The 23106-nt window shown below is 62.7% G+C and carries 27 protein-coding genes, 1 tRNA gene, 2 pseudogenes and 1 other annotated feature; of the genes and pseudogenes, 12 read left to right on the top strand and 18 right to left on the bottom strand.

Annotated elements, in window-relative coordinates; genetic code table 11:
* Window positions 1-59 precede the first annotated feature (59 nt).
* The 5 genes from queE (at window position 60) to bluB (ending at window position 3148) form a co-directional block, all read left to right on the top strand.
* A complete protein-coding gene (gene queE, locus AC23D4_RS05355) occupies window positions 60-695 on the top strand; it encodes a 7-carboxy-7-deazaguanine synthase (RefSeq protein ID WP_304784281.1) in 636 nt (211 codons plus the stop codon).
* Window positions 692-1078 (top strand): 6-carboxytetrahydropterin synthase, encoded by a 387-nt coding sequence (locus AC23D4_RS05350; protein WP_300651055.1) that lies wholly within the window; start codon window positions 692-694, stop codon window positions 1076-1078. Before queE ends, AC23D4_RS05350 begins: the two co-directional genes overlap by 4 nt.
* Window position 1079: 1 nt before the next feature.
* Entirely contained in the window at window positions 1080-1430 is a 351-nt protein-coding gene (locus AC23D4_RS05345) for a (2Fe-2S) ferredoxin domain-containing protein (RefSeq protein WP_300651058.1), read from the top strand.
* A complete protein-coding gene (gene cobA, locus AC23D4_RS05340; protein WP_300651059.1) occupies window positions 1420-2169 on the top strand; it encodes a uroporphyrinogen-III C-methyltransferase in 750 nt (249 codons plus the stop codon). Before AC23D4_RS05345 ends, cobA begins: the two co-directional genes overlap by 11 nt.
* 295 nt (window positions 2170-2464) lie before the next feature.
* The gene (bluB, locus tag AC23D4_RS05335) at window positions 2465-3148 is read left to right on the top strand and encodes a 5,6-dimethylbenzimidazole synthase (protein WP_300651061.1); all 684 of its coding nucleotides are present in this window, start codon (window positions 2465-2467) and stop codon (window positions 3146-3148) included.
* 114 nt (window positions 3149-3262) lie between these two features.
* On the opposite strand, the pseudogene AC23D4_RS05330 reads toward bluB, so the two are convergent.
* The 5 genes and pseudogenes from AC23D4_RS05330 to AC23D4_RS05310 all read right to left on the bottom strand — a co-directional run.
* A pseudogene (locus AC23D4_RS05330) lies at window positions 3263-3454 on the bottom strand (anti-sigma factor); the annotation flags it as partial.
* 280 nt (window positions 3455-3734) lie between these two features.
* A complete protein-coding gene (locus AC23D4_RS05325) occupies window positions 3735-5066 on the bottom strand; it encodes an ATP-binding protein (protein ID WP_300651063.1) in 1332 nt (443 codons plus the stop codon).
* A complete protein-coding gene (locus AC23D4_RS05320) occupies window positions 5063-5359 on the bottom strand; it encodes a winged helix-turn-helix domain-containing protein (RefSeq protein ID WP_472890439.1) in 297 nt (98 codons plus the stop codon). Before AC23D4_RS05320 ends, AC23D4_RS05325 begins: the two co-directional genes overlap by 4 nt.
* On the bottom strand, window positions 5353-5733 hold the full coding sequence (locus tag AC23D4_RS05315) for a response regulator (protein ID WP_487623705.1): 381 nt from the start codon (window positions 5731-5733) through the stop codon (window positions 5353-5355). The genes AC23D4_RS05320 and AC23D4_RS05315 overlap by 7 nt, the downstream gene beginning before the upstream one ends.
* 26 nt (window positions 5734-5759) lie before the next feature.
* The gene (locus tag AC23D4_RS05310) at window positions 5760-5996 is read right to left on the bottom strand and encodes a PepSY domain-containing protein (protein ID WP_300651067.1); all 237 of its coding nucleotides are present in this window, start codon (window positions 5994-5996) and stop codon (window positions 5760-5762) included.
* 985 nt (window positions 5997-6981) lie between these two features.
* Here AC23D4_RS05310 and AC23D4_RS05305 point away from each other — a divergent pair.
* Window positions 6982-7245, top strand: a complete 264-nt coding sequence (locus AC23D4_RS05305; RefSeq protein ID WP_472890589.1) for a hypothetical protein — start codon at window positions 6982-6984, stop codon at window positions 7243-7245.
* Here AC23D4_RS05305 and AC23D4_RS05300 read toward each other — a convergent pair.
* The 4 genes and pseudogenes from AC23D4_RS05300 to AC23D4_RS05285 form a co-directional block, all read right to left on the bottom strand.
* On the bottom strand, window positions 7242-8162 hold the full coding sequence (locus tag AC23D4_RS05300) for an SCO family protein (protein ID WP_472890588.1): 921 nt from the start codon (window positions 8160-8162) through the stop codon (window positions 7242-7244). The two genes, AC23D4_RS05305 and AC23D4_RS05300, sit on opposite strands and share 4 nt — an antisense overlap.
* 266 nt (window positions 8163-8428) lie before the next feature.
* Window positions 8429-9345, bottom strand: a pseudogene (locus AC23D4_RS05295) (indolepyruvate ferredoxin oxidoreductase); the annotation flags it as partial.
* A 199-nt stretch (window positions 9346-9544) separates the two neighbouring features.
* Window positions 9545-10186, bottom strand: coding sequence for a Crp/Fnr family transcriptional regulator (locus tag AC23D4_RS05290; RefSeq protein ID WP_472890587.1), 642 nt, complete (start codon window positions 10184-10186; stop codon window positions 9545-9547).
* A 10-nt stretch (window positions 10187-10196) separates the two neighbouring features.
* Entirely contained in the window at window positions 10197-10934 is a 738-nt protein-coding gene (locus AC23D4_RS05285; RefSeq protein ID WP_487623704.1) for a 4Fe-4S dicluster domain-containing protein, read from the bottom strand.
* Here AC23D4_RS05285 and AC23D4_RS05280 point away from each other — a divergent pair.
* Together AC23D4_RS05280 and AC23D4_RS05275 are read left to right on the top strand one after the other, a co-directional pair.
* Entirely contained in the window at window positions 10836-11285 is a 450-nt protein-coding gene (locus AC23D4_RS05280) for a three component ABC system middle component (protein ID WP_487623703.1), read from the top strand. The two genes, AC23D4_RS05285 and AC23D4_RS05280, sit on opposite strands and share 99 nt — an antisense overlap.
* Complete coding sequence (locus AC23D4_RS05275) at window positions 11282-11629, top strand: hypothetical protein (protein ID WP_472890584.1); 348 nt, start codon at window positions 11282-11284, stop codon at window positions 11627-11629. Before AC23D4_RS05280 ends, AC23D4_RS05275 begins: the two co-directional genes overlap by 4 nt.
* Before the next feature lies 1 nt (window position 11630).
* Here AC23D4_RS05275 and AC23D4_RS05270 read toward each other — a convergent pair.
* Window positions 11631-12862, bottom strand: a protein-coding gene (locus AC23D4_RS05270; protein WP_290729592.1) for an IS3 family transposase whose coding sequence is annotated in 2 segments (ribosomal slippage) — window positions 11631-12577 and window positions 12577-12862 — 1233 coding nt in all. Because the reading frame shifts where the segments join, the coding sequence is not laid out codon by codon here.
* Window positions 12465-12581, bottom strand: a sequence feature (AL1L pseudoknot). (Overlaps the previous gene by 117 nt.)
* Here AC23D4_RS05270 and AC23D4_RS05265 point away from each other — a divergent pair.
* The 4 genes from AC23D4_RS05265 to AC23D4_RS05250 all read left to right on the top strand — a co-directional run bounded on the left by AC23D4_RS05265 (window position 12861) and on the right by AC23D4_RS05250 (window position 17088).
* Window positions 12861-14582, top strand: coding sequence for a DUF3732 domain-containing protein (locus AC23D4_RS05265; RefSeq protein ID WP_472890294.1), 1722 nt, complete (start codon window positions 12861-12863; stop codon window positions 14580-14582). The two genes, AC23D4_RS05270 and AC23D4_RS05265, sit on opposite strands and share 2 nt — an antisense overlap.
* Before the next feature lie 24 nt (window positions 14583-14606).
* Window positions 14607-15281 (top strand): TauD/TfdA dioxygenase family protein, encoded by a 675-nt coding sequence (locus AC23D4_RS05260; RefSeq protein WP_472890293.1) that lies wholly within the window; start codon window positions 14607-14609, stop codon window positions 15279-15281.
* On the top strand, window positions 15278-16270 hold the full coding sequence (locus AC23D4_RS05255) for a hypothetical protein (protein WP_472890292.1): 993 nt from the start codon (window positions 15278-15280) through the stop codon (window positions 16268-16270). Before AC23D4_RS05260 ends, AC23D4_RS05255 begins: the two co-directional genes overlap by 4 nt.
* Before the next feature lie 51 nt (window positions 16271-16321).
* Window positions 16322-17088, top strand: a protein-coding gene (locus AC23D4_RS05250; RefSeq protein ID WP_472890291.1) for an IS5 family transposase whose coding sequence is annotated in 2 segments (ribosomal slippage) — window positions 16322-16637 and window positions 16637-17088 — 768 coding nt in all. Because the reading frame shifts where the segments join, the coding sequence is not laid out codon by codon here.
* A gap of 211 nt (window positions 17089-17299) precedes the next feature.
* On the opposite strand, the gene AC23D4_RS05245 is transcribed toward AC23D4_RS05250, so the two are convergent.
* From AC23D4_RS05245 to AC23D4_RS05210, 8 genes are all read right to left on the bottom strand, one after another.
* Complete coding sequence (locus AC23D4_RS05245) at window positions 17300-17446, bottom strand: helix-turn-helix transcriptional regulator (RefSeq protein ID WP_487623738.1); 147 nt, start codon at window positions 17444-17446, stop codon at window positions 17300-17302.
* A 390-nt stretch (window positions 17447-17836) separates the two neighbouring features.
* Window positions 17837-17912 (bottom strand) — tRNA-Asn (locus AC23D4_RS05240).
* 90 nt (window positions 17913-18002) lie between these two features.
* On the bottom strand, window positions 18003-19103 hold the full coding sequence (locus tag AC23D4_RS05235; protein WP_472890290.1) for an NAD(P)/FAD-dependent oxidoreductase: 1101 nt from the start codon (window positions 19101-19103) through the stop codon (window positions 18003-18005).
* A gap of 13 nt (window positions 19104-19116) precedes the next feature.
* Window positions 19117-19446, bottom strand: a complete 330-nt coding sequence (gene fdxA, locus AC23D4_RS05230) for a ferredoxin FdxA (protein WP_472890289.1) — start codon at window positions 19444-19446, stop codon at window positions 19117-19119.
* Window positions 19447-19567: 121 nt separating this feature from the next.
* On the bottom strand, window positions 19568-20878 hold the full coding sequence (locus AC23D4_RS05225; protein ID WP_472890288.1) for a sulfate adenylyltransferase subunit 1: 1311 nt from the start codon (window positions 20876-20878) through the stop codon (window positions 19568-19570).
* Window positions 20879-20992: 114 nt separating this feature from the next.
* Complete coding sequence (gene cysD / locus AC23D4_RS05220) at window positions 20993-21952, bottom strand: sulfate adenylyltransferase subunit CysD (protein WP_472890287.1); 960 nt, start codon at window positions 21950-21952, stop codon at window positions 20993-20995.
* 13 nt (window positions 21953-21965) lie between these two features.
* Window positions 21966-22706 (bottom strand): phosphoadenylyl-sulfate reductase, encoded by a 741-nt coding sequence (locus AC23D4_RS05215; protein WP_472890286.1) that lies wholly within the window; start codon window positions 22704-22706, stop codon window positions 21966-21968.
* 13 nt (window positions 22707-22719) lie between these two features.
* On the bottom strand, window positions 22720-23106 hold the full coding sequence (locus AC23D4_RS05210; protein WP_472890285.1) for a DUF934 domain-containing protein: 387 nt from the start codon (window positions 23104-23106) through the stop codon (window positions 22720-22722).

Genomic DNA, 23106 nt, shown 5'->3' with positions numbered 1-23106 from the left:
CTTCGCCCCTGAGCGGACTATGCCAACCACCACCTGATGCCACCCACGAGATCCGTTCCATGAGCTACATGGTCAAAGAAGTTTTTTATACCCTGCAGGGTGAAGGCGGCAACGTCGGCCGTGCGGCAGTGTTCTGCCGGTTCGCCGGTTGCAATCTCTGGTCCGGGCGGGAAGCCGATCGCGCGAGCGCTCAATGCCAGTTCTGTGACACCGATTTTGTCGGCGTGGACGGCACTGGTGGGGGGAAGTTCGATTCGGCCCAGGCACTGGCGGACCAGGTTTCAGTCCAATGGCCAGCATCGGTGGCGGGGCGCAAGCTGGTCGTGCTGACGGGCGGTGAACCGTTGCTGCAGGTCGATTCCGCGTTGATCGACGCATTGCACCGCGGCGGGTTTGAGATTGCGGTGGAGACCAATGGCACGATCGCTGCGCCTGCAGGGGTGGACTGGCTGTGCGTCAGTCCCAAGGTACGCACATTCCTGAAGATACGTGCGGGCCACGAGCTCAAAGTTGTTGTTCCCCAGCCCGGCATCGACCTGGACGCGTTGATCGAACTGAACTTCGAGCGCCATCTGCTGCAGCCCATGGACGGCCCTGCGTTGAAAGAAAACACCCTCTGGGCCATTGATTACTGTCTGCGTGACCCCCGCTGGCGCCTGACCCTGCAAACCCACAAGATGGTCGGAATCCGATGACATACGAAATTTCGCAAAGTTTCTTCTTTGACGCTGCGCACACCCTTCAGCGCGAGATCGAGACCGAAGCCAGCACGCGTATACATGGGCACACCTACCGAGGCGAGGTCGCGGTGATGGGTGTGGTTGACCCCCACACGGGCATGGTGGTCGATTTGGGGCAGCTGCGTTTGCTGGTGACGCAGGTGCGTGCGCAGTTGGACCACCGGCTGCTGGACGAGGTACCCGGCCTGGGCATTCCGACCCTCGAAAACCTCTGCGCTTTCATCGCCCAGTTTGCGGGGTTGACGGAGTTCCGCTTGAGCCGTGTTTCGGTGTGGCGCGACGGTATCGGGGACCGTTGTGATTTGCGCTTCGCGCGCACTCTTCCTTTCCAAGTCTGATATGCACGAACCCATCAAGCCTCACATCGGCGGCTACAAGCGCCACCTGTTGGTCTGCACCGGTCCACGTTGTACGCAGGATGGCGCCTCGCAGGCCCTGTTCGATAGCCTTGGCAACAAGTTCAAGGCCGCTGGTTTGCACGAGGGCGAGTTGCGTGTGAAGCGCAGCCGCGTGAGTTGCTTTGCCGCCTGCAAGGGCGGGCCGGTGATGTGCGTGCAGCCCGACGGCACCTGGTACTACAACGTCACTGAAGCCAACATGGACCGCATCATCGACCAGCACTTGGTCGGCGGACAAGTGGTGCAAGAGCTGGTGTTTCATCAGGGCCCCGGAGGCGTTGATGCCGAATGAGTCGGACATTAGGGGCTTTGTCTCCATCGTCGGCGCCGGTCCCGGACCGGCCGACCTGATGACTCAACGCGCGCTTGATCGCTTGCAAAGGGCCGACGTGGTTGTGTACGACCGTCTGATCTCACCCGAGGTGCTGGCGCTGATTCCGCAAGGAGCGCAGCGCGTGTTCGCGGGCAAGGCCCTGGGAAATCACGCCATTCCACAAGAGGCAATCCACGCCCTGCTGGTGCAGCACGCCAAGGCGGGCCGGCGAGTGGTGCGGCTCAAGGGTGGAGATCCTTATGTGTTCGGACGTGGCGGTGAGGAAGTGCAAGCCATGCAAGCGCAACGTGTACCGTTCGAGGTCGTACCGGGCATTACAGCCGCGAGCGGTTGCTCGGCAGGAGCGGGCATCCCCCTCACTCACCGCGACCTCGCGGCCAGCTGCGTGTTCCTGCCCGGACATCTGGCCGACGACAAAGCCACGCACGATTGGCGGGCGCTGGCGCGCCCCGGACAAACGCGGGTATTTTACATGGGAATACAACGTCTAGCCCACATCGCGGAACGGCTGATCGCCCACGGCCTGAGCCCCAACACCCCAGCGGCCGTCGTACGCGACGGCACGCGCTCCACACAAACCGTGGTGGCCTGCAGCCTGCGCCGCCTGGTTGAACAGGCCCCGGCCTACGGCCCCCATCCCGGTTTGCTGATCATTGGCGAGACAGTGCAACTGAGCCCAGACTTCCATGCGGAGTGAAACGCCAACGGCCGAGAAGTCCTACGACAAGGCCGAGAGAGGGAGTGCCAAGGTATCACCTACGCCCTTGACGGTAGGCGCGAAATTATATGCATCATCGTTCCTGAGCGAGAAAGGCAATGAAGACTGCACGACATCGCGGTGCCTGATAGCTTCTCGTGCGGCGCTTCAGCGAGCATCGCACGATCGAACTGATCAGCAGCTATCAACGAGGGGCTGACCGAATTGACCAACAATAAGCACGCATCCAACGCGAACATCCTGTCGCCGTGCGGCATCGAATACTGAGCCCGCCATGCCCGACAAACCTGCCCTTGATCGGACCTTCTCCCCGGCCGAGCGAGACGCTGTTTACCGCGCCATTTTTGAACGGCGCGATATGCGTCACTTCGCAGGGGGAACGGTTGCGCCGGAGCTGATGCGCCGGCTGCTCACCGCCGCTCACCATGCGCCCAGCGTGGGTTTCATGCAGCCCTGGCGTTTTTTGCGGGTGGCGTCGCCGTTGCTGCGGTGCAAGTTGCAGGCATTGGTGGAGCAAGAACGCGTGCAGACTGCGAGAGCGTTGGGTGAGCGGGAAGAGGCTTTCATGCGCCTCAAGGTCGAGGGTGTCAATGACGCGGCCGAGGTCTGGGTGGTCGCGCTCGCAGATGGACGTGAGCAGCATGTGTTTGGTCGCAGGACACTTCCACAGATGGACCTCGCCTCGACCGCCTGCGCGATCCAGAACCTCTGGCTGGCCGCCCGGGCCGAGGGGCTTGGAATGGGTTGGGTTTCGCTGTTTGACCCAATCGCTGTGGCGTGCCTGCTTGGAATGCCCGACGGGGCCGAGCCGATCGCTTTGTTGTGCATCGGTCCCGTGCATGATTTTTACGAGGAACCGATGCTTCAACGGCAGCGGTGGGCCTCGCGTTGCGCGTTGGACGATGTGCTGTTTGAAGACACTTGGGCGCAGCCTCTTGGATCGAAGTCACCAAGCTAGCTAGCGCCCTAGATGTGGATGTTGGCGCTGTTTTTGAATGCCGAGCCCTCGCACGAAATCTTAGACGGCCGCTTCGCCTGCCACGGGCTGCAAACAACATAGCTTTGCCGACTACAGCGAGCGCGGACCGCTTGAAGGCGGCAGAGCCCTGAGCTGCAGCGACTTCTCGCTCGCTTCCTGGAAGCTACCCACGCGCTGCAGCGTGAGCTTGCCGTTCTTCGGGTCGAAGGTCACCAGCATGGAGGCGCTGGCCTGGTCGTCGTTGAGAACGGCCACGTATTCGATCTGCGGTGTGGCCGAGAGCTTGGCCTGCAGTTCGTTGATCTGCTCTCAAGGGAGTGGGTGCCCTGAGTACGGATTGACCGTGTTGCCAGCTGCCACTGTTCTGCAAAGCCCATTGAACAGGTTGGGGAGACCAGCGCGTCCGCCTTCGAGAAGATTCCAAGCATTGGGACAGCAGGCTTTCTGACTTAGCCTGTAATGGAATGCGGCCCAGATTTGACGCAGGGCAGTGGTCAGCCTGACCGGCCGACGCTCCGCTATCTATAGCAGCCCGCATTGACCTTTTTCTGAGGAGCAGGCCACTTCAAGGCACCGGCAACACGATGTCAACCCGCCCGCCGCCCAATGAGCCACCTGAAAGCTTCAGCTCCCCATGGTGGCTGGCCACCAGGTCGCTCACCACTGCCAGCCCAACGCCGTGCCCGGGCATTCGCTCGTCCCCCCGCACGTGCAGCTGCAGGATGGACTCGGTGTCGCTGAATCCAGGGCCGTCGTCCTCGATGCGAATGCACAAGGATCCCGGCTCACGCCATATCCGCACCAGGACCTGGGTGCGCGCCCACTTGGCCCCGTTGTCCAGCAGGTTCCCAAGCATCTCGAACAAGTCGCCCTCGTCGATGCGCCAGGTCAGGTCGGCTGGGCACTCGACGCTGAAGTCCAATGCCCTTTCGGCATACACCTTGGCCAGCGCGTCGCGAATGCGCTCCAGGATTGGCGCCACCAGAAGTGGCGGCGCAAAACGCGCGGCGCCCCCGGCGATGGCGCGCCCCAGCTGGTGCTGCACGATGTCATCCATGCGGCTCACCTGCTGGGCTACGGTGGCTGGCAGTTGCGCCGGCTCGGCCATGGCGCTGCGCAGAACAGCAAGCGGAGTCTTCAGGCTGTGAGCGAGAAAGCTCAGCGCGTCGCGATGTCGGGCCTGACGCTTGCGCTCCTGCTCAATCAGGTTGTTCAGGTTGTCCGTGAGGCTGGAGATTTCGGTAGGGTAGCGGCCCTCGATGCGCGATTGCCCGCCATCTTCGATACGCCGGATCTCGCTGGCCACGTGCCGCAGCGGCGCCAGGCCCCACCGCAACAGCCACAGCTGCGCCAGCAACAGCAGCACGGCAGCACCCCCCAGCCAGAGCCAAAGGGTGCGGGTGAAGGCACCGACTTCGCGGTCGAAGGCCGCGCGGTCCTCCAGCACCGTGAGCACCAGCGGTGCCTCACGCTCGGAGGCCTTCCAGGTGACGGCATAGCTGACCGACAGGAAGGACTTGCCGGCCCCATCCACCGTCTCGTTGCGCCATTGACCGGGTTGCTGGCTGCGCCGGAACGGTGGCTGCAGGCCCAGGGTCGAGGCCGACTGCCACTGATCCCTGCGCAGCACGTTGTATATGCCCGCGTACAGGCCGGAACCCGGAAGCGACAGGCGCGGCTCCGCAAACTCTGGCGGCATCACCAGCGCTCCGCCAGCATCGAGTTCGGCAGCGGCCAGCAGCAGGTAGATGGTGCTCTGCAGCCGGCCGAAATAGGCCGCCTGCACGCTTTCGGTATTCGCACGCTGCACCGCCAGCCCCGCGCCGGCCATAAATGCCAGCAGTACCACCGCAGCACCCAGAAGCAGGCGGGTACGAATGGAGTAGCCGGCCTTCATTCGAGGGTGAACCGGTAGCCCCGCCCCCGCACGGTCTCGATCGGGCCGACGCTGCCGTCGGGGTCGAGCTTGCGCCGCAGGCGGCCCACCAGCACCTCCAGAACGTTGCTGTCGCGGTCTTCCCCGTGCGGGTACAGGTAGTCCGACAGCGCCTGCCTGGTGACGATGGCCGGGCGCTGGCGCACCAGGTGCTCGAGCAGGCGGTACTCGAACGCTGTGAGCTCCAGCACCGCGCCGCTGAGCCGCACCGCCTGCGCCGACGGGTCGATGCTGAGGGGGCCAAGCGTCAGCATGTCAGTGGGGGCCCCCAGCGAGCGCCGCAGCAAGGCCTTGAGCCGCGCCGCCAGCTCCGGGTATTCGAAAGGCTTGACCAGGTAGTCGTCGGCCCGGCTTCCAGGCCCACCACTTTGTCTTGCCAGCTGCCGCGCGCGGTGAGGATCAGAATGGGCAGGGCGCTTCCGGCTTGCCGCAGGCGCTGCACGATGCTCAGCCCGTTCAGCTTGGGCAACCCCAGGTCAACGATGACAAGATCGACCGGGTACTCGCGCGCCAGAAACAGACCCTCTTCGCCGTCCTTGGCCTGGTCGACCCGGTAGTCATCGGCCTCCAGCTGGCGGGCCAAGGTGAGCCGTAGCGCGGCATCGTCCTCGATCAGTAACAAGCGCATTGGTCTGAAGCTGCAGCAGGTTGGCCTTAGCGGGTCTGGCCAGTGACGACGTCAATCTGGATCACGCGGACCTCACCAGCCGGCGTAACCACCTTGATGCGCCATACCGGCTGGCCCGAAGACTCGAGCTTCTCAACGGACAGCACGCGGCCGCCACTGGCCCGCTGGGCCACTGCAGCCGCGTCGTCGCGGCTCAGATCGGCCCAGGCCAGGTTGGATGCCAGCAGCAGGGTGGCGCAGAGTAGTTTGGCAAATGTGTTCATCGGTTGTAAGTATCAAGGTATTCGCGTCCGCCACGTTCATCACGCCTGCCCTGGTATTGGCGTCCACCCTGGTACTCGCTCTCAATCGGAGTGAATGAAACGCGAATCGGCAAGGTGCGGCCTGGGTTCTCGCGGGTCACCGTGCTGTTGTGAACGGCTGTCAGTTTCCGCGTAAATCTGGTGTCGGGAGCAAGCCAGACGCGTTCACCCGCTTCAGTCAGCTGAATGCCTTGAACTTCCTTTGAGTTGAATGGGGGGTGCCCGTTCTGCAGGGCACTGAGGTGTGCCGGGGGGGGGGCGTGCCTGCTTTGGCCGTGGCATGGCGGGCATGAGTCAGCGCAGGGGTATGGCGCAGCGCTGGTGTTTTGCGTTACATATCGCCTACCCGTGTAAGAAGCAGGCGCGACAGTGACAGTCACTTTCCGGTAAACCCACTGTCGCGCCCCGAGACCCACCGCTTTGGAGGGCGCCGTTGCCGCTGTCAGTATTTCACGAAGCGGGCGTGGCTGTCCATAGCATGGGCTCACGCATGGGAATGGAGCGCCCATGCCCACTGCCCAGCCCGCGCCGTCACCACCGCCCAGACGCTTTGTGTGCGCCCTGTGCCGCTGCCCTGTGCTCATCTGCAGCCACTGCGACCGCGGCCAGCGCTACTGCAGCGCGGCCTGCTCGCACCAGGCCAGAAGTGGCGCCCAGCGCGCAGCCGGCAAACGCTACCAGGACAGCCGCAAGGGCCGTCACGCTCACGCCAGACGCCAGGGGCAATGGAGGGCGCGCCAGCAAACAGTGACGCATCAGGGTAGCCCACCACCGCCCTGCACTGATGTACTCCCACCCGGCGAAACAACCGCTCTGATCCCAGACGCAAGTCAACGCTGCAAGTGCCAGTTTTGCGGCCGTTCGGTCTCGAATTTTGTACGCCTGGACTATTTGCGTTGCCGCTTTCGTCGCCCATCGAAACCATCCGTATGGAGTACCGACTCACATGGCCATTTCACCTGAACTCACGGCGCAGATCCTGCGCTACCACCACGCCGAGCACTGGCCGGTGGGAACGATCTCGTCCCAGCTGGGCGTGCACCGCGAGACCGTCATGCGCGTGCTCACCCAGGCCGGCGCCGCCCCCATAGTGCCCGCACAACGCACCTCGGGCGTGAGCCCCTACCTGCCCTTTATTGAAGAGACCCTGAAGCAGTTCCCCAACCTCACGGCCAGCCGGTTGCACACCATGGTCGCCGAGCGCGGTTAGCCACCACCCCAGTTGTTCTGGTTGGCAAAGTGCTCGGCTGCCAGCGCGCCGACCACGGCACCGAGCGCGGTGGCGGCGTCTCGGCCGCGGCCCTTGCCAACCTGGTTGCCGAGCAAGGCGCCGGCCACACCGCCAACCGCCAGCCCCCCGTAATTGCGCGAAGCCGCCACGGGTTGCTGCTCGGTCACCCACTGGCTGGTGCACTCGTTGCGCGGCACGGAGATGTTCTCGTACCGCGGTTCGACGTTGCGCACGCGGGCAGTGTCGTTGAAGGTCACCTCGGGTTGCAGGAAGGCTGCGCTGTAGATCTCCCGAACTTGGCCCACTTCGTCGATCAGGAAGACTTTGAGCATGTGGGTGCGGGTTCGGGTGGGACGGCCTCGTTCGTCCAGTTCAACTTCCACGTCCTGGCCGAACCCATCGAGTATTGGCTTGAGAAAATCCACCGAGTAGGTCGTCAGGAAGGACCAGGGCAACTCGGTCGACTTGGCGTATCGGCCACCATACACCTGCATGGCCTTGGGAGTGTCGTTGGAGGGGTCGAACGAGAGCGATACAAAGCGGACCCGCTCACGAAGCACGCGGTCCTTGAGCACGCGAGCGCGCACATCAACAAACGTCTCGTACGCCAGCGGGCAACCGATAGGGTCAGTGCAATAGGTGTAGATGAACGAAAGCAGGGTAATGCGTCCGTTCGTGTAGTTGGAGAGGCGCCGTGGTAACCAGTTGCCATCAAACACCCAGCCATTGCTCGCCTTTTGGATGACTGGCAAGCGATAGCTTCCTGCAGCAGGGGCATCAAAACTCTGCTGCGGGCGAGTCACTAGGGTCTTGCCGGGTTCCAGTTGCGCCGCTGCCGCTGGCAGCGCCAGCAGCAGCGCCAGGCAAGCAGAGCCTAAGGCTATGACGGGTGTCATCGACTCAGAAGCGACGCGAGATTGAAAGAGCTCTTCTCGGGTGTTGCAGCAGCGGTCTGGTTGGCGCGGGCTGAGAACTTCATGTGGTGCGCACGCCCGAGCTTCAGCTTGTAGAAGTCAAGGTCGAACACCGGCTTCAGATCCTTGCCATCCCAGTCGTAGGCACGCAGGAACTGGTCGTCGTCAGCGCCTTTTTTATCCCAGTTGCCTAGCAAAGATGAGGTGAGGTACAGTCGGCCTTGCCTGGGGCTTTTAGGTATCCTCTGCTCATCGGGGACCAGCGGGTACACCACATTGAGCACCTGCAGCGGAATGCGGCTGTTGCCGAAGGTTTCCGCCAGACCCAGCTGCTGCAGTGCGCGGATCGTGCCGTTGTATAGACCGCCTGGAATGACCAGTCCCACGTCGGTGCAGTCGCCGCCAAAGCGCTCGTTGAGCTGGTGGTCCTTGATGAAGTTGACCGCAGCAGGCCAACGCGACTCGATCTTCAGTCGCTCGTGGGCGTAGATGGACGGCGGCAGGTTGATGTTCGAGAAGTCGAACTTGGGTTGGTTGATGGTCTCGCGGGTCGATATCTCGGGCGCACGGTTGTCTTTACAGACAAAGGAGCCGTGCACGTGGCAGGCGCGGATGTGCAACTGCAGCATGACCGGCGTGTGGCTGGCTTCGGAGAGCTCAAAGCTCTTCTCAACCGCCTCGACGATGGAGGTCAGGTTGGGCCGGGGGTCCATCAGCCACATCTGCGACTTCATGGCGAACGCGTGGGTGCGCTCCTGGATGATGCTGGAGCCCTCGCCGTAGTCCTCATCCAGGATCACCAGCGCCCCACCTTGAACACCGGCGGAGGCTAGGTTGGACAGGGCGTCCGAGGCGACGTTGGTGCCCACAGTGGACTTCCAGGTGACCGCACCGCGAACCGGGTAGTTGATGGAAGCGCCCAGCATGGCGGCGGCACCGGCTTCGGACGCGCTGTTCTCAAAATAGATGCCCAGCGTGTCCAACAACTCGCGTGCATCGCCGAGCACATCGATCAGGTGCGAAACCGGCACCCCTGGTATCTGCCGATGTAGCTCACACCGGACTGCAGCAGGGCTTTGGTGACGGCGAGGATGCCTTCACCATGAAATTTTTCTCCAGCGCCCAGCGACAGGCGTGAGAACTCTTCAGCGAACGAACGCTCCATGTTTGTCTCCTGTCGGAGGTGTCTAGACACCTCGACTTGTTGTGTTTTCCAGCCGTTCGGTGGCTGGGTTTTGACTGTTAGCGCGAGCTTAGGTGTCTTGTGAAAGTTGTCCTATCAATGCAAACGTTGTTGCATATCGATGGATTAAATTTTTTCTCGAAACCGCGCCGAGCCGACACCACAGGTGTGGGCATGAAGCTCAGGGTTCCGCTTGCAGCAGGCGGTGCACCCGGTGCCAGTCAATGCCCACCTCGTCGTTGCGGGCGGCCCGGAGCAGCACCTTCTCGCGGTACAGGCGGGCGACCACTCGGCTGGCGGTCACGTGGTTGATGTCCAGCGTGTCGGCTATGTCTTGGCGGCTCGGTAGCCAGAGGGGCGTGGCTTCTCTGGGGTGGGCTTTTCTGAGCTGCTCCAGCAGCAACAGCACTCGGCGCCTGGCGCTTGAGCGGTGCAGCTCCACCCGAAAGTTTGTAATGTCCCGTAGCAGGTGTGATACGGCCATACCGGACCCTGACTGGATGCCCGCGTGGCGACCCGGGTCCGACCTGGCCTGGCTGCCGAATGGCTCCAACACGATATCTGTGCAGGCACGGGCATCGAAATACCGTGGCTCGCCCAGACAGGCTTCGTGGCCAATGAGCGCCCCCGGGCCAAGGAAATGAACGATGCAGCGCTCGCCCCTGTGATTGACGCTCTCCAGGCAGGCAATGCCCGATCGGATCACGAACGCGGTCGAGGAAGGTTCGCCCTGCTGATAGATGTAGCTTTTAGCCGGGAATCTGGCCAGCTTCGGGACCAGCTGGATGAGGGGGCGCGGTGTGTTGGATGCGCGCAGGCCCACGCTTCGAAACCTATCGCGGTACGATGAAGGTCGAAGGCTCGCGCACCGGCTCGCGCGACGGGTGGGCCGGATCGCTCACCTCGAAGTGGATGTCGATAATCTCTCCTGCCTTTGAGGCTGCGACCTGGTAGGACATGCGCGCCGTCACCGTGAAGGTGTGGGCCTGCGCGGGTTGTAAGACCACGGTGGAATGGTTGAGCAGGCGCAGCTCGGTGGCCGGTTGCACCGCGATGCTCAACGACTGCACACGGTCAGATGCGTTCATCAGTTGCAGGGTGTACACGTTTTCCACCGCGCCCTGGTCCACTGTGCGCGCCATCACGCTGCGGTCGCGCACGACGTTGAGCCGCACCTCCGAACGCGTCAGGAACGCGTTGGTCATGGCCGCCATGGCTATCAGGAGCAGCGTTCCGTAGACCACGACACGGGGTCGCCAGAACCGCTGCAGGGTCACCCCTGGCGCCGACGTTCTACCACCCAGCTCCCGCAGCGAGGCCATGCGGATCAGGCCCCGAGGTGCCTCGATCTTGTCCATCACCTGGTTGCATGCGTCGATGCACAGCCCACACCCGATGCAGGCCGCCTGCAGCCCCTGGCGGATGTCGATGCCCGTCGGGCAGACCTGAACGCAGAGCGTGCAGTCGATGCAGTGCCCGGCGGATTTGGCGCGGGTGTCGCTGTCGGCACCCGCCCGGCGCGGCTCGCCCCGGCGGTGGTCGTACGCGACATTCAGCGTGCGCTGATCCATCAGCGACCCCTGAAAGCGGCCGTAAGGGCACATGTGCAGGCACACGCTCTCGCGCAGGTATCCGTCCTGCGTGTGTTCGCGCTTCGCCCGGACTTGCTGGTCAACTTCGCTGAGCGGGCACGGTCGCTGGTCCAGTACGCCACAGAGGCCTTCGCACTGCTCGCAAGCAAGGACTGCATCAAGGTAGGTGATGACGGCTGCATCAGCCTCACTCCCAGACGGGTGTCACCTCAGCCGTTGAACACCGACGACGCCGAGAGGTGCCGCGCCGCCGCAATCGTCCTCGGTCGCGATTTCGCCCAGATTAACGACCGCGTGACGGTCTACGCCAGTTTGTCCATCCGCCCATGAAAATTGCTTCGATTCATATCTACAGCCACGACGGTCGTAGGCGCGACCTCACCCTCAATCCCGATGGGCTGAACATCATCACCGGCCTTGCCTCGACGGGTAAGTCGTCCCTCTCGGACATCGTCGAGTACTGCATGGGCGAGGACGTATGCAAGATTGCGGAGGGCTTCATCCGCGAAAAGGTGTCCTGGTTCGCGGTCACCTTCCAGTTTCCACACGAGCAGGTGTTCGTCGCCAAGCCCAACCCCAAGCCGGGTCAGGTTCAGTGCTCGCTTGCAATGGTCATGCGTGGCAGGCAGATCCAGATGAATCGCCCCGGGTTTCGTGGAGGCCGGTTGGTTTAAGTCAGGCCGCCACCATGGAGGACTGACTGGCGAGTTGCCGGTAGTAGTTTGCCTCAGCCTCTGCAGGAGGGATGTATCCGATGGGTCCGAGCAGCCGGTGATGGTTGAACCAGGACACCCATTCCAGCGTTGCCAGCTCCACCGATTCACGGGTTGGCCATGACCGGCGATGAATCACCTCGGCCTTGTACAGACCGTTGATGGTCTCGGCTAAAGCGTTGTCGTAGCTGTCGCCCTTGCTGCCCACCGAGGGCTCGATGCCTGCCTCTGACAGCCGTTCGCTGTAGCGAATGCTGACGTATTGCGACCCCCTGTCGGAATGGTGAATCAATGCGCCATCACGCTCGGGCTGCCGGGCATACAGCGCCTGCTCCAGGGCATCCAGAACGAAGTCCGTGTGCATGGAGGTACTGACCCGCCAGCCCACGATGCGCCGGGCATACACATCGATCACGAAGGCCACGTACAGCCAGCCTTGCCAGGTTGAAACGTAGGTGAAGTCCGAGACCCACAGCTGGTTCGGCCGCTCGGCCTTGAACTGCCGATTGACCCGATCCAGCGGGCAAGGGGCCTTCATGTCGCTGAGGGTGGTGCGCACCACCTTGCCCCGGCGCACGCCCTGCAAGCCCAGTCGCTTCATCAACCGCTCAACCGTGCAGCGGGCAATGACAACTCCCTCCCGGTTCATCTGTTTCCAGACCTTGTCGGCGCCGTAGACCCGCATGTTGGCTTGCCAGACGCGCTCAACGTGCGGCACCAGGGTGTCGTCACGCTGGGCGCGCGGGCAGCGCAGCTGGGGATTTCGCTGATGAGCAGCATGGCGCCAATAGCCTGACGGGGCGATCTGCAGCACTTTGCAGATCGACTCGACCCCGTAGGCCTGTCGATGCTGATCGACGAAGTTGTTCAGGACTTCAGACGGCGGTCGAGCTCCGCCTGGGCGAAAAACGCGCTGGCCAGCTTCAGGATCTCGTTGGCTTTGCGCAGCTCTTTGACCTCGCGCTCCAGCGCCTTCATCTGTTCACGTTCGGATGTCGTGATGCCGTCGCGCACGCCGGAATCGATCTGGTCTCGCTTGACCCATTCGTTGAGGGTCTGGGGCACGCAGCCGATCTTGGGGGCGATGGACTCGATGGTGGCCCACAGCGAGGGGTACTCGCCTCTGTGCTCACGCACCATGCGAACAGCACGCTCGCGGACCTCAGGTGAAAACTGGTTCGACTTCTTGCTCATGGCTCAATCCTCTCAGAGAAAAGAGCCTCCTCAAAACCCGGGGCGATTCAAGACGCCGGATTTCAACGCCCTAAAGCACAACGGTGGCGATGAGCTTGTCCACGAACTGCTTTCATCTTTGCTGGGCATCCCGGAGACCAAGACACCTGTTCCTGAACGCAGCAGTCGCACAGGCTACTCGGTGAACGTCAAGCACACGGCGTTCTATCTCTTCCAGAAGCAAGGCTTGGTGGCCAGCAAGGAGCTACTGTTCTACCGACAGGCAGAGGAACACCTTCCCCAGACCATCCGTGACACCTTTGCTGTCCTCTTCGGCATCTCCAACGTCGGCGACATGGAGACTGAGGCGAACCGACGTGCGACGCAGCGCGAGCTGAAGATTGCTCAGAGAGAACTGAAGCTGGCACAGGAGACTGAGGATGCGCTGGACACGCGCGGCTTGGGCCTACTGGCGGAGGCGCGGGCTGTGGGTATCCCCTTCAGCAACACGCCAGGCCGTGCCGGGCCGAGCACGGACGGAGCCGAGAGCGACCTGGTCGCGTCCCTTCGTGAAGTCCTTAGTTGGCGGCCCGGGCAGGTAGCACTCATGGCCGAGAATGAAATGGCGAAGCTCCAGGCACGCCGTTCAAATTTGCGGACAGAGCGCCGCCAGGTCCTGGACCAGATTGCATCGGCGCAGAGGTACGTCAAAGGCGCGTCCGACTTCCAGACTGAGGCCCAGGAGCAGCGTTCCCGCCTTGAGTCCATCAATGCGCTGCCGCGTTCGTCAACCGGCGTGTGGCAATGGCCGTTCCTGAAAGAGGAAGACGCCCGCATGGATGGCTTCGCCCAATCGCTGATGGCCGAGCTATCGAGCCTGGAAGGCGAGCTTGAGCACGTTGGCGGCGCGCGCCCTCGCCTGGATGAGCACCTGGCGGCGCTCACCGACCGTTCCAGCCAACTGAAGGACGCCATCCGTAAGGTCGAAGTCGACCTCAACGCTGCGGTCCTGACCGATGAGAAGGCAGCAGCGCAAGAGGACGCCAACGCGCGCGCTCTTAAGGTTCAAGGCCGAGTCAGCTTCTACCTCGACAGCTTGAATCCAAGCAATGCCATTAGCGTGCTGAAGCTCAAAGTCGAGCGGCTGCAGGCGAAGCTCGACCAGATTAACCAGAGCGCGGGCGCCGACGACGATGCAGACGCGCGTATGGAATCGGTCATTACCCACATCTCTAGCACCATGACCTCGTTGGTGAAGGAGTTCAAGGCGTTCTTCTCTGAGTTTCCGTTCCGGCTGGATATGCGCAACCTGACCGTGGTGGTGCAGCGTCCCGGCAATCCAGTTCCGATGATTCGCACCGGCGGTGGCGCGAACTGGCTGGCGTATCACATCTCGGCTCTGCTGGCCCTGCACCACTACGCATCGGAAAACCACATCCCTATTCCTCGCTTCCTGATGCTGGACCAGCCGACGCAGGTCTATTTCCCCTCGCAGACCATTTATGAATCGGTGGCGGGGGATACGGAGAAGGTCAAGCGCGTAGACGCCGACCTGGAGGCCGCCAAGAAACTGTTTGAGACGCTGCTGAACTACACGAAAGAGTTGGTCCCGGGCTTCCAGCTCATCGTCACCGAACATGCCAACTTCGCGGAAGATTGGTTCCAGGACGCCCTGGTCGAAAAGCCCTGGATGAATCCGCCGGCGCTGGTGCCGCAAGACTGGCCAAGTTGGAACAAATAAGGCGACGACGTGAGAACTGGTCCGATGGAACAAGTTCTTCCACCCGCCAAGCTGGCAGCTCTGCAAAGCCACGGATGGACCAGCGTAAACAGCGCCGCTGCCGACGCCGAAAGCTTCAAGCGCCACTTACTGACGTTGGCAGCGACGCTCGGCACAGCCACGCGGACACGAAGGCGTAGTGTTGTCGACGAGCTCGTGCCAGTTTCTCAGCGCGAGGCACAACCGCGCTCGCTCAGCCGAACCACTGGAACCGGAGCTCAGCCGTGGCACATGGACATGGCGCACCGTCCGGTCCCTGCCCGGTACCTAGTGCTCGGGATGCTGGAATGTTCCAGCGGCACCGCTGCAACCGAGCTGCTAGGCGCTGACCTGCTTCTGCCCGATGGGCTCAACGAGGCGGCCAGCACGGAGCCGTTTCTCGTGCGGACTGGCGCGAAATCGTTCTACGCAACAATTAAAGGCAAGGGCCAGCCATTCCTTCGCCTTGACCCTGGCTGCATGGAAGGCGCCACGGAGCGAGCAAGGAGATTGATGACCCTGCTTGCTGACCTGTGCGTGCCGCCGACATACGTTCATCGCTGGACGCCTGGCAGCATCCTGGTGCTGGATAACTGGAAGGTCTTTCACCGCCGTGCGGATGCCCGCGACGACCCCACGCGCTCGTTGTTCAGGATTACCATTTTGGGAGATAGCTCATGACGATGGCCAATATGGACCTCTTTAAGGTTGGCAAAGCACAACGCGGTCGCACTGTGCCAACCGCGATTTCGCATCAAGCGCTGCTGGACAAGTCCAAGCTTTTTGCGAAGCGCAGCATTGACGCGAAGGAGACCAGCCTCGAGAGCGAGTGCCAGCTTTGGGCCGCCGGCGCGCTGGAACTTCTGGCCAAAGCGCAGTTGGCAAGCATCCACCCTTGTCTTGTGGTCGAGCCACACAACCCCAACAGCATGCTCGAAGCGTGCGGAGTTTCAACCACGACGAAGGTCCGCACCATCGATGCATCGGTTGCCTATGTTCGTTTGATTCACACGGTTGACAACTTCACGACGCCTGTCATGGAAGGTTGTAGGCAGTTGGCAAGCCGAAGGAATGCAGAACTGCATTCAGGCGATGCTGCATGTGCCGCGATGCCATACGACGGCTGGGAAGGAGATTTCTGGAACGCGGCTGACCTGATTCTCCAAAGCATGGACATGGACCTCCAGGAGTGGCTGGGCGCGGATGCCAAGGCGCCGAAGGCTCTCCTGAAAGCTCATCGCCATGCCGAAGTCCGCGCCGCGAAACAGCGGGTGAAGCACCATGCATCCCAGTTCAAGGAGTCAGAGCACGGGAAACTTGGGCGTGACAAGCTCAAGGCCTTCCTGGCCGCGACACACAACCTACCGATTAACACCGACCTCTTCCGCTACGTGTACTCGGAATACTGGAGGGCCGACTGCCCCGCGTGCAAGAGTTGCGGATTCGTCGCTGGCGACCTGAGCTGGGAGGATAGGGCGGAGGATCAAGACGATGCCGACTACGGCGACGAAATCATCGAGCGTGGATACACAGCAACGGAGTTTCACTGCCCGACCTGCGGCTTGGCATTAATTGGAGACATTGCCATCCATGCTGCCGGCATCGACGAGGAACACGTCAAAGTCAGCGTCGAGGAAATCAGCTACGAGCCAGAGTACGGAAACGACTAGGGCGTGTTAACACTAATTGCAATGAAGGTCATCGGATGTGAAACTGCAGGCATGGAGATCACACCCGAGCAATTCAAACGCATCGAACACTGCTTGCCCGTGCAGCGCGGCAACGTCAGCCTGAGCAACCTGCAAGTGGTCAACGCCATGTTGTATGTTGCCGAACACGGCTGCAAATGGCGCGGTCTACCCAAGCGATTCGGCAATTGGCACACGATCTACACGCGCATGCGTCGCTGGACCAAGGCGGGTGTGCTGGACAAGATGTTCGAGGAGCTGCAGCGCGAGCAGCTGGTGCGCGTGAAGATCGAGGCGGTGTCGCTGGACTCCACGAGCATCAAGGTGCACCCCGATGGAACCGGCGCTCTAAAAAAAACGGTCCTCAGGCCATCGGCAAGTCCCGAGGCGGATGGAACACCAAGATTCATATGGTTGCCGCGGATGCTCGAACGGCCGTGACGTTCTGCCTGTCGCCTGGACAGGCCCACGATGCACCCGAGGGCAGACGCCTGCTGCAAAGCCTGGGGCCTGCGAGCCGCCCAATTCACTTGCTCATGGACCGCGCCTACGAAGGCAGCGAGACGCGCCAGCTGGCCCTTGATCTGGGATTTATCCCGGTCGTGCCCCCGCTGAGGACCCGGATCGAGCCTTGGGAATACGACCGGGCGATGTACAAGCGCCGCAACGAAGTCGAGAGGCTGTTTCGGCGGTTGAAGGGCTACCGTCGAATCTTCTCGCGGTTCGAGAAGCTCGATGCGATGTTCCTTGGCTTTCTCAGCTTCGTGCTGGTGGCTGATGGTCTTCGCGGTTTGTGTTAACAGGCCCTAGCGCGCTCGCCCGAGACTCCGACGCCGGTCAACTAAGGCTTTGAACGACCGCTCGAGGGCTTCGAGTCCTGCAAAGCGAAGGACCGTAACCGCTGCCTAGACGCCACTCAGAATACGGCTTCTCCTGCCGCGGTATGCCATCTTTGGCCTGTCCCTTGGATGGCTGTAAACCCGATGGATTTCAAGGCTGAGCTTGTTCGCATCAGTGCGATGTTGCTGGGCGTGTCTGGCTCCACACATCCAGTTCGCTGCGGCGCCAGGCCACTGCGCGCACACCGAGGCGAACCGGGCAGGGGAACTGTTGTCGGGCCATGAGCCTATAGATCGTGGATCGACCCAAGCCCGTCATTTGCATGACGGATGGCATGCGCAGGAACACGGTCGGTACCTGATCGTGTGTGTCGGATGGTGGGGCGGAGGTCTGTTGCACGGCCATTCTCCCGGTGGAGGCATGTTGGCAACTGTAGGGCACCGCAGGCAGCTTGGTCATGCTGGATTCGCCGTTAAATCTTGTGCACAAGGCTCTCACTGTCAGAACCGTGCGTTTGCCGACGAAGTTTCGACGGTTGGGGCTCTGCGATGGTGTGGGCCGAAGGCTTGATGCAGCTCGCACGCAACACATCGGGCGCGACTCCCTGGTCTACGTTCATCAACCCTGAAACTGGCACCAGACTGGCACCAGCCAAACCCAGAAAGCAAAAAAGTCAGCAGGCGCTAGCCTGCTGACTCTCGTGTTTGTTGGCTCCCCGACCTGGACTCGAACCAGGGACCTGCGGATTAACAGTCCGTCGCTCTACCAACTGAGCTATCAGGGAACAGCCTCGAATTATAGTGTGATTTTCGCCGTTTTTGGAGGGCAGCGCATTTTTGTCAAAAAATGTCGCCGCATCCAGCGATGGTGGTCCTCAGTCGAACACCGGTGACTCCACACCCAGCACCTTGTGCAGCTTGGGGCTGGTGGTGGTGTACTGAAGGAACACTTTCTTCTCGGGAAAGATGATGGGCATGGCGCCAAAGGCGGCCAGGGCGCATTCATGGAAGCCCGAGAGGATGAGCTTTTTCTTGCCCGGGTAGGTGTTGATGTCACCCACCGCGAAGATGCCGGGGATGCTGGTGGAGAATTTTTCGGTGTCCACCACGAGCTGCTTGCGTTCGATCTCCAGCCCCCAATCGGCGATCGGACCGAGTTTGGGAGACAGGCCGAAGAACACCAGCAGGACGTCCAGCGGGACCACGCGCGTGACGGCATCGGAACCGGTCACCTTGATGCCGGTGAGCCGGCCGTTCTTTTCTTCGCAGCCCGTCACCTGGCCGACGATGAATTGCATCTCCAGCTGCTCGCACAGTTCGCGCATCTTCGCCACGTTGGCGGGCGCGGCCTTGAAACCGTCGCGGCGGTGGATCAGGATCACGCTCTCGGCCTTGTTCGGGCCCTCGGCGACGAAGTTCAGCGCCCAGTCGAGTGCGGAGTCGCCGCCGCCCACGATCACCAGATTCTTGCCGGCGAAATCGGCCGGGTTTTTCACCCGGTAAAACAGTTGTGAGCCTTCGAACGGATCCAGGCCTTCGACCTTGAGCGTGCGCGGCTGGAAGGCCCCCACGCCAGCGGCGATGAAGATGGTCTTGGTGAGGAAGCGCGTGCCCTTGGACGTTTCCACGAAGAAGCGGCCGTCGTCCTGTTTCTGGACCGTGGTGACTTCCTGCCCGAGGTGGAAGGTGGCGCCAAAGGGCTCGATCTGCTTGAGCAGGGCGTCGGTGAGCTCCTGACCGGTGCAGACCGGAACCGCCGGGATGTCGTAGATGGGCTTGTCGGGGTACAGCTCCACCGGCTGGCCGCCCGGGTAGGCGAGCGAGTCGATCACGTGGGCCTTGATTTCGAGCAGCCCGAGCTCGAACACCTGGAACAAGCCAACCGGTCCGGCGCCGACGATGACGGCATCGGTTTCAATCGGCCCGTCGTGGGCCACCGCGGTGTCTACCACTTGCCGGTTCAGTTGGGGTTCCATGACGGGCGTTGTTTCACCGGATCAGCTGGGGCAATTTGCCCGTGCGGTCTTTCCACTCTTCGGCGTCGGGCAGCGCGTCCTTGCGCTTGGTGATGCTCTTCCAGCCCGGCAACAGCGCCAGTTCGGCGTTGAGGGCCGTCATGTGCAGCTGGTCTTTGGGCAGGTCTTCTTCGGCGTAGATCGCGCTCACCGGGCATTCCGGAATACACACCGCGCAGTCGATGCACTCGTCGGGGTCGATGGTCAGGAAATTGGGACCTTCGCGGAAGCAGTCCACGGGGCAGACATCAACACAATCGGTGTATTTGCAGCGGATGCAGGATTCGGTGACGACGTGGGTCATGGTAATGGTGAGAAATCGGTAAGACCCCGGATTTTAGGGTTTCCGGAGCGTAAGGCAGGGCCTAGGCCCTTGCCTTGACATAAGTTAACCGGTTGGGCCGGCTGCGAGAGCCGGCCTGGCGTCAGTTCACGAGCAGTGCACCCGAGGTCCGATGGCTGGCCGTGTCGACCAGCACCAGCGAGCCGAGTGCACGCGATTGCGCGAATGGCAACGTGACCAGCGGCTCCTGCAAGGCCAGCTCGATATGGCCGATGGCGTTGGGCTCCAGCTGGGTCGCATCTTCCTCTGCCAGGGTGTTGATGTCCAGCTTGTGCACGATGCGCTTGACCTTGGCCTTGACCCAGCGGTGGCCGTGCAGCGCCCAGTACACGCGGCCGGCGACCAGGGTTTCGTCGTCCATCCAGGCCACGGTGGCGCGGATCTCGCGGCTGGCTTCGAGTACAGCACCATCTCCGTCGGCGGCGAGCAGCCAGTCACCACGCGACACATCGACCTCGCGGTCCAGCACGATACCGGCGCTGTGGCCGGCCTGCACGGCCTTTGGATTGCGTGCATGGTCGAGCACCTGGGCCACGGTCGCGGTCTGACCGCTGGGCATGACCTTGACGGGCTGGCCGGGCTGCACGCCGCCAGTGGCCACGCGGCCCCAGAAAACGCGGCGGCCCTGGCTGGTGTCGGACGATGACGAGAACTTCTCCACCCACTGCACCGGGAACGCGAACGGCAGCGCGGTGTCGGCCGCGGTCACCGGCAGGTGCTCCAGGATGTCCAGCAGCGTGGGGCCGCTGTAGCCGCACCAGGCAGCGTCGGCCGCAGCATCCACCACGTTCCAGCCCTTGAGCGCCGAAACCGGCACGGTGGCGGTGACGGTGATGCCGGCTTCGGCCGCGAAGGCGGCCAGCGCGGCGCTGATGTGGGCAAACGCGAGTGCGCTGTCGGCCACGGCGTCGAGCTTGTTGACCGCGAAGACGATGGACGGTACGCGCAGCAGCTTGAGCAGCAGCGAGTGGCGGCGGGTCTGCACCAGCAGCTTGAGGCCTGCGTCTTGCCAGTCCAGCTTGGTGGCATCGACCAGCACCACGGCTGCGTCGGCGGCGGAGGCAGCGGTCACCATGTTGCGCGTGTACTGCTCATGGCCCGGCGCGTCGCCGATGATGAACTTGCGGGTTTCGGTGTTGAAGTAGCGGTAGGCCACATCGATGGTGATGCCCTGCTCGCGCTCGGCCGACAGGCCGTCGGTCAGCAAGGCGAGGTCGGTTTCACCCTGGCGCTGCACACCGGCCAGGTGGTCCTGCAGCACCGCCTTGCTGTCCACCAGCAGGCGGCCGATCAGCGTGCTCTTGCCGTCATCCACCGAACCGCAGGTGATGAATTTCAGGGCGGGGCGGGTGTCGGAACCCACAGCAGAGGGAGCGGAAATGGTCGTGTTCATAAAAACTCTCGAATCGAAGTGTCTTAACCAAGAACACCGTGGAACCGGCTTTGCCGGGCCGCAGGTGTTGCCCCCCAGTGGGGGTGACGCGCCGCAGGCGCGGCGCGGGGGGCGTCAGAAGTACCCGTCTTTCTTCCGTTTTTCCATGGAGGCATCCGATGTCTTGTCGTCCATGCGCGTCGCACCGCGCTCGCTCACGTCGGCGGCCAGCGTCTCGATGACGATGTCGCCGGCCGTGGCGGCCAGGCTCTCCACCGGGCAGGTGCAGGTGATGTCGCCCACGGTGCGGAAGCGCACGTCGCGCACCTGCACCGTCTCGCCGTCTTTCGGCGGAGTCAGCTCGGTCACGGGCACCAGCAGGCCGCGGCGGTCCACCACCTCGCGCTGGTGCGTGTAGTAGATCGAGGGCAGGGCGATGTTCTCGCGCTCGATGTACTGCCACACGTCCAGCTCGGTCCAGTTGCTGATGGGGAACACGCGGAAGTGTTCGCCCGGTGCCAGGCGCGTGTTGAACAGGGTCCACAGCTCGGGGCGCTGGGCCTTGGGTTGCCACTGGCCGAAGCTGTCGCGGTGCGAAAAGATGCGCTCCTTCGCGCGGGCCTTTTCCTCGTCGCGGCGGGCGCCGCCGATCAGCGCGTCGAAGCGGAATTCTTCGATCGCTTCGAGCAGCGTGACCGACTGGTGCACATTGCGGCTTTCGCCCGGGTGGGCCAGGCGCACGGTGCCGCGCTTCATCGAGTCTTCGACGTTGCGCACGATCAGCTCGGCCTGCAGTTCGGCGGCGCGGCGGTCGCGGAAATCGGTCACTTCGGGGAAGTTGTGACCGGTGTCGATCATCAGCAGCGGGTAGGGGATGCGGCCAGCACCAAAGGCCTTTTCGGCGCAGCGCAGCATGACCAGCGAGTCCTTGCCGCCCGAGAACAGCAGGGTGGGGCGCTCGAAGGCGGCCGCGACCTCGCGCAGGATGAAGATGGTTTCTTCTTCGAGCGCGTCGAGGTGGGCGTTGCTCAGGTGGTGGCCGGCGGCGGCGTGCAGGGCGGTCTGGATCACTTCGGTTTCGATGCGTGCGTTCATGGTGTGTTCTTCTTCAGGCGGGCTGTTTCAGCGGGCTCGATTCGCCAACGGGCTGCACATGCAAGCCGCACTCCTTGGCGCTCTCCTGTTCCCACCACCAGCGACCGGCGCGGAAATCTTCGCCAACGCTGATGGCTCGTGTGCAGGGTTCGCAGCCGATGCTGGGGAAAAACTGGTCGTGCAGGGCGTTGTAGTCGAGCTGGTGCCGGGCAATGAAGTGCCACACGTCGCCCCAGGTCCATTCGACGATGGGACTGATCTTCACGCGGGCCGGCTCCTGCACGATGTCGGCCACTTCGGCGCGGGCGTTCGATTGCTCGCGGCGCAGCCCGGTGATCCAGCCGTCCTTGCCGGCCAGCGCGCGCGCGAGCGGTTCCATCTTGCGGATGTCGCAGCACTGCTTGCGCAGGTCGATGCTCTCGTACATGGCCTTTTCGCCGTGGTGGCGCACGAACTTGATCACCGATTCGTTCTTCGGGCGGTAGATCTCGACGCTGCGGTTGTAGCGCTTCTCGATCAGGCCGATCAGCGCCAGCGTCTCGGCGTGCAGCTTGCCGGTGTCGAGCACGAAGACGCCTGACTGGATGCCGGCGAGTTGGATCAGGTGGGTGATCACGATGTCTTCCGCGCCCAGGCTGGAGGCCTGGGTCAGCTTCGGGTATTCGGCGGCGGCGCGCTGCAGCAGCGCGATGCTGCTAGCCACCTTGGCATCAAAGTCGGCCGAGGGCTTGTTGTAGAGGTCGATGGCGCTCATGTCTTGCTTTCGTTCAGGCCGTGACGGCAAAGTGCGGTTGCGTGTGCACCGCATCGCCCTGGTAGAAGTCGGGGTAGTGGGCCAGCAGCTTGCGGCCGTGGTCCAGGTCCTGATCGGCGCGCAGCACGGCCTGGCTGAAGCCGCTGCGCTGCATCTGCGCCAACTGGTCGATCAGCACGTCGCCCGTGGCGCGAATCTCGCCGGTGAAGCCCAGTCGGCGGCGCAGCAGGAAGGCCTGGCTGAAGGCGCGGCCGTCGGTGAACTTGGGGAACTGCAGCACCACGGTGGTGATGCCGTCCAGATCGGCCTCGCGCGGGTCGGCGTCGTTGGCCAGCGTCAGGGTGCCGGCTTCGTCAGCGACGAAGGTCTGTGCCTTGAAGAATTGGAGCGTGGGTTTCAT

The sequence above is a fragment of the Hydrogenophaga sp. L76 genome, from assembly GCF_057654755.1.
Note: the sequence above shows the minus strand (reverse complement) of the source record. Positions and strands in the feature narration are given on the sequence as shown.

What these genes read in the sequence shown, in the direction of transcription:
- AC23D4_RS05255 (WP_472890292.1), top strand. Translation starts at nt 15,278, where the DNA reads ATGACGATGGCCAATATGGACCTCTTTAAGGTTGGCAAAGCACAACGC.
- AC23D4_RS05285 (WP_487623704.1), bottom strand. Translation starts at nt 10,934, where the DNA reads ATGGATCAGCGCACGCTGAATGTCGCGTACGACCACCGCCGGGGCGAG.
- AC23D4_RS05210 (WP_472890285.1), bottom strand. Translation starts at nt 23,106, where the DNA reads ATGAAACCCACGCTCCAATTCTTCAAGGCACAGACCTTCGTCGCTGAC.
- AC23D4_RS05315 (WP_487623705.1), bottom strand. Translation starts at nt 5,733, where the DNA reads ATGCGCTTGTTACTGATCGAGGACGATGCCGCGCTACGGCTCACCTTG.
- AC23D4_RS05310 (WP_300651067.1), bottom strand. Translation starts at nt 5,996, where the DNA reads ATGAACACATTTGCCAAACTACTCTGCGCCACCCTGCTGCTGGCATCC.
- AC23D4_RS05325 (WP_300651063.1), bottom strand. Translation starts at nt 5,066, where the DNA reads ATGAAGGCCGGCTACTCCATTCGTACCCGCCTGCTTCTGGGTGCTGCG.
- AC23D4_RS05260 (WP_472890293.1), top strand. Translation starts at nt 14,607, where the DNA reads ATGGAACAAGTTCTTCCACCCGCCAAGCTGGCAGCTCTGCAAAGCCAC.
- AC23D4_RS05245 (WP_487623738.1), bottom strand. Translation starts at nt 17,446, where the DNA reads ATGACGGGCTTGGGTCGATCCACGATCTATAGGCTCATGGCCCGACAA.
- AC23D4_RS05350 (WP_300651055.1), top strand. Translation starts at nt 692, where the DNA reads ATGACATACGAAATTTCGCAAAGTTTCTTCTTTGACGCTGCGCACACC.
- fdxA (WP_472890289.1), bottom strand. Translation starts at nt 19,446, where the DNA reads ATGACCCACGTCGTCACCGAATCCTGCATCCGCTGCAAATACACCGAT.
- AC23D4_RS05345 (WP_300651058.1), top strand. Translation starts at nt 1,080, where the DNA reads ATGCACGAACCCATCAAGCCTCACATCGGCGGCTACAAGCGCCACCTG.
- AC23D4_RS05300 (WP_472890588.1), bottom strand. Translation starts at nt 8,162, where the DNA reads ATGACACCCGTCATAGCCTTAGGCTCTGCTTGCCTGGCGCTGCTGCTG.
- cysD (WP_472890287.1), bottom strand. Translation starts at nt 21,952, where the DNA reads ATGAACGCACGCATCGAAACCGAAGTGATCCAGACCGCCCTGCACGCC.
- AC23D4_RS05320 (WP_472890439.1), bottom strand. Translation starts at nt 5,359, where the DNA reads ATGCTGACGCTTGGCCCCCTCAGCATCGACCCGTCGGCGCAGGCGGTG.
- AC23D4_RS05235 (WP_472890290.1), bottom strand. Translation starts at nt 19,103, where the DNA reads ATGGAACCCCAACTGAACCGGCAAGTGGTAGACACCGCGGTGGCCCAC.
- AC23D4_RS05265 (WP_472890294.1), top strand. Translation starts at nt 12,861, where the DNA reads ATGGCTCAATCCTCTCAGAGAAAAGAGCCTCCTCAAAACCCGGGGCGA.
- AC23D4_RS05225 (WP_472890288.1), bottom strand. Translation starts at nt 20,878, where the DNA reads ATGAACACGACCATTTCCGCTCCCTCTGCTGTGGGTTCCGACACCCGC.
- bluB (WP_300651061.1), top strand. Translation starts at nt 2,465, where the DNA reads ATGCCCGACAAACCTGCCCTTGATCGGACCTTCTCCCCGGCCGAGCGA.
- AC23D4_RS05215 (WP_472890286.1), bottom strand. Translation starts at nt 22,706, where the DNA reads ATGAGCGCCATCGACCTCTACAACAAGCCCTCGGCCGACTTTGATGCC.
- AC23D4_RS05275 (WP_472890584.1), top strand. Translation starts at nt 11,282, where the DNA reads ATGAAAATTGCTTCGATTCATATCTACAGCCACGACGGTCGTAGGCGC.
- AC23D4_RS05305 (WP_472890589.1), top strand. Translation starts at nt 6,982, where the DNA reads ATGGCCATTTCACCTGAACTCACGGCGCAGATCCTGCGCTACCACCAC.
- queE (WP_304784281.1), top strand. Translation starts at nt 60, where the DNA reads ATGAGCTACATGGTCAAAGAAGTTTTTTATACCCTGCAGGGTGAAGGC.
- cobA (WP_300651059.1), top strand. Translation starts at nt 1,420, where the DNA reads ATGCCGAATGAGTCGGACATTAGGGGCTTTGTCTCCATCGTCGGCGCC.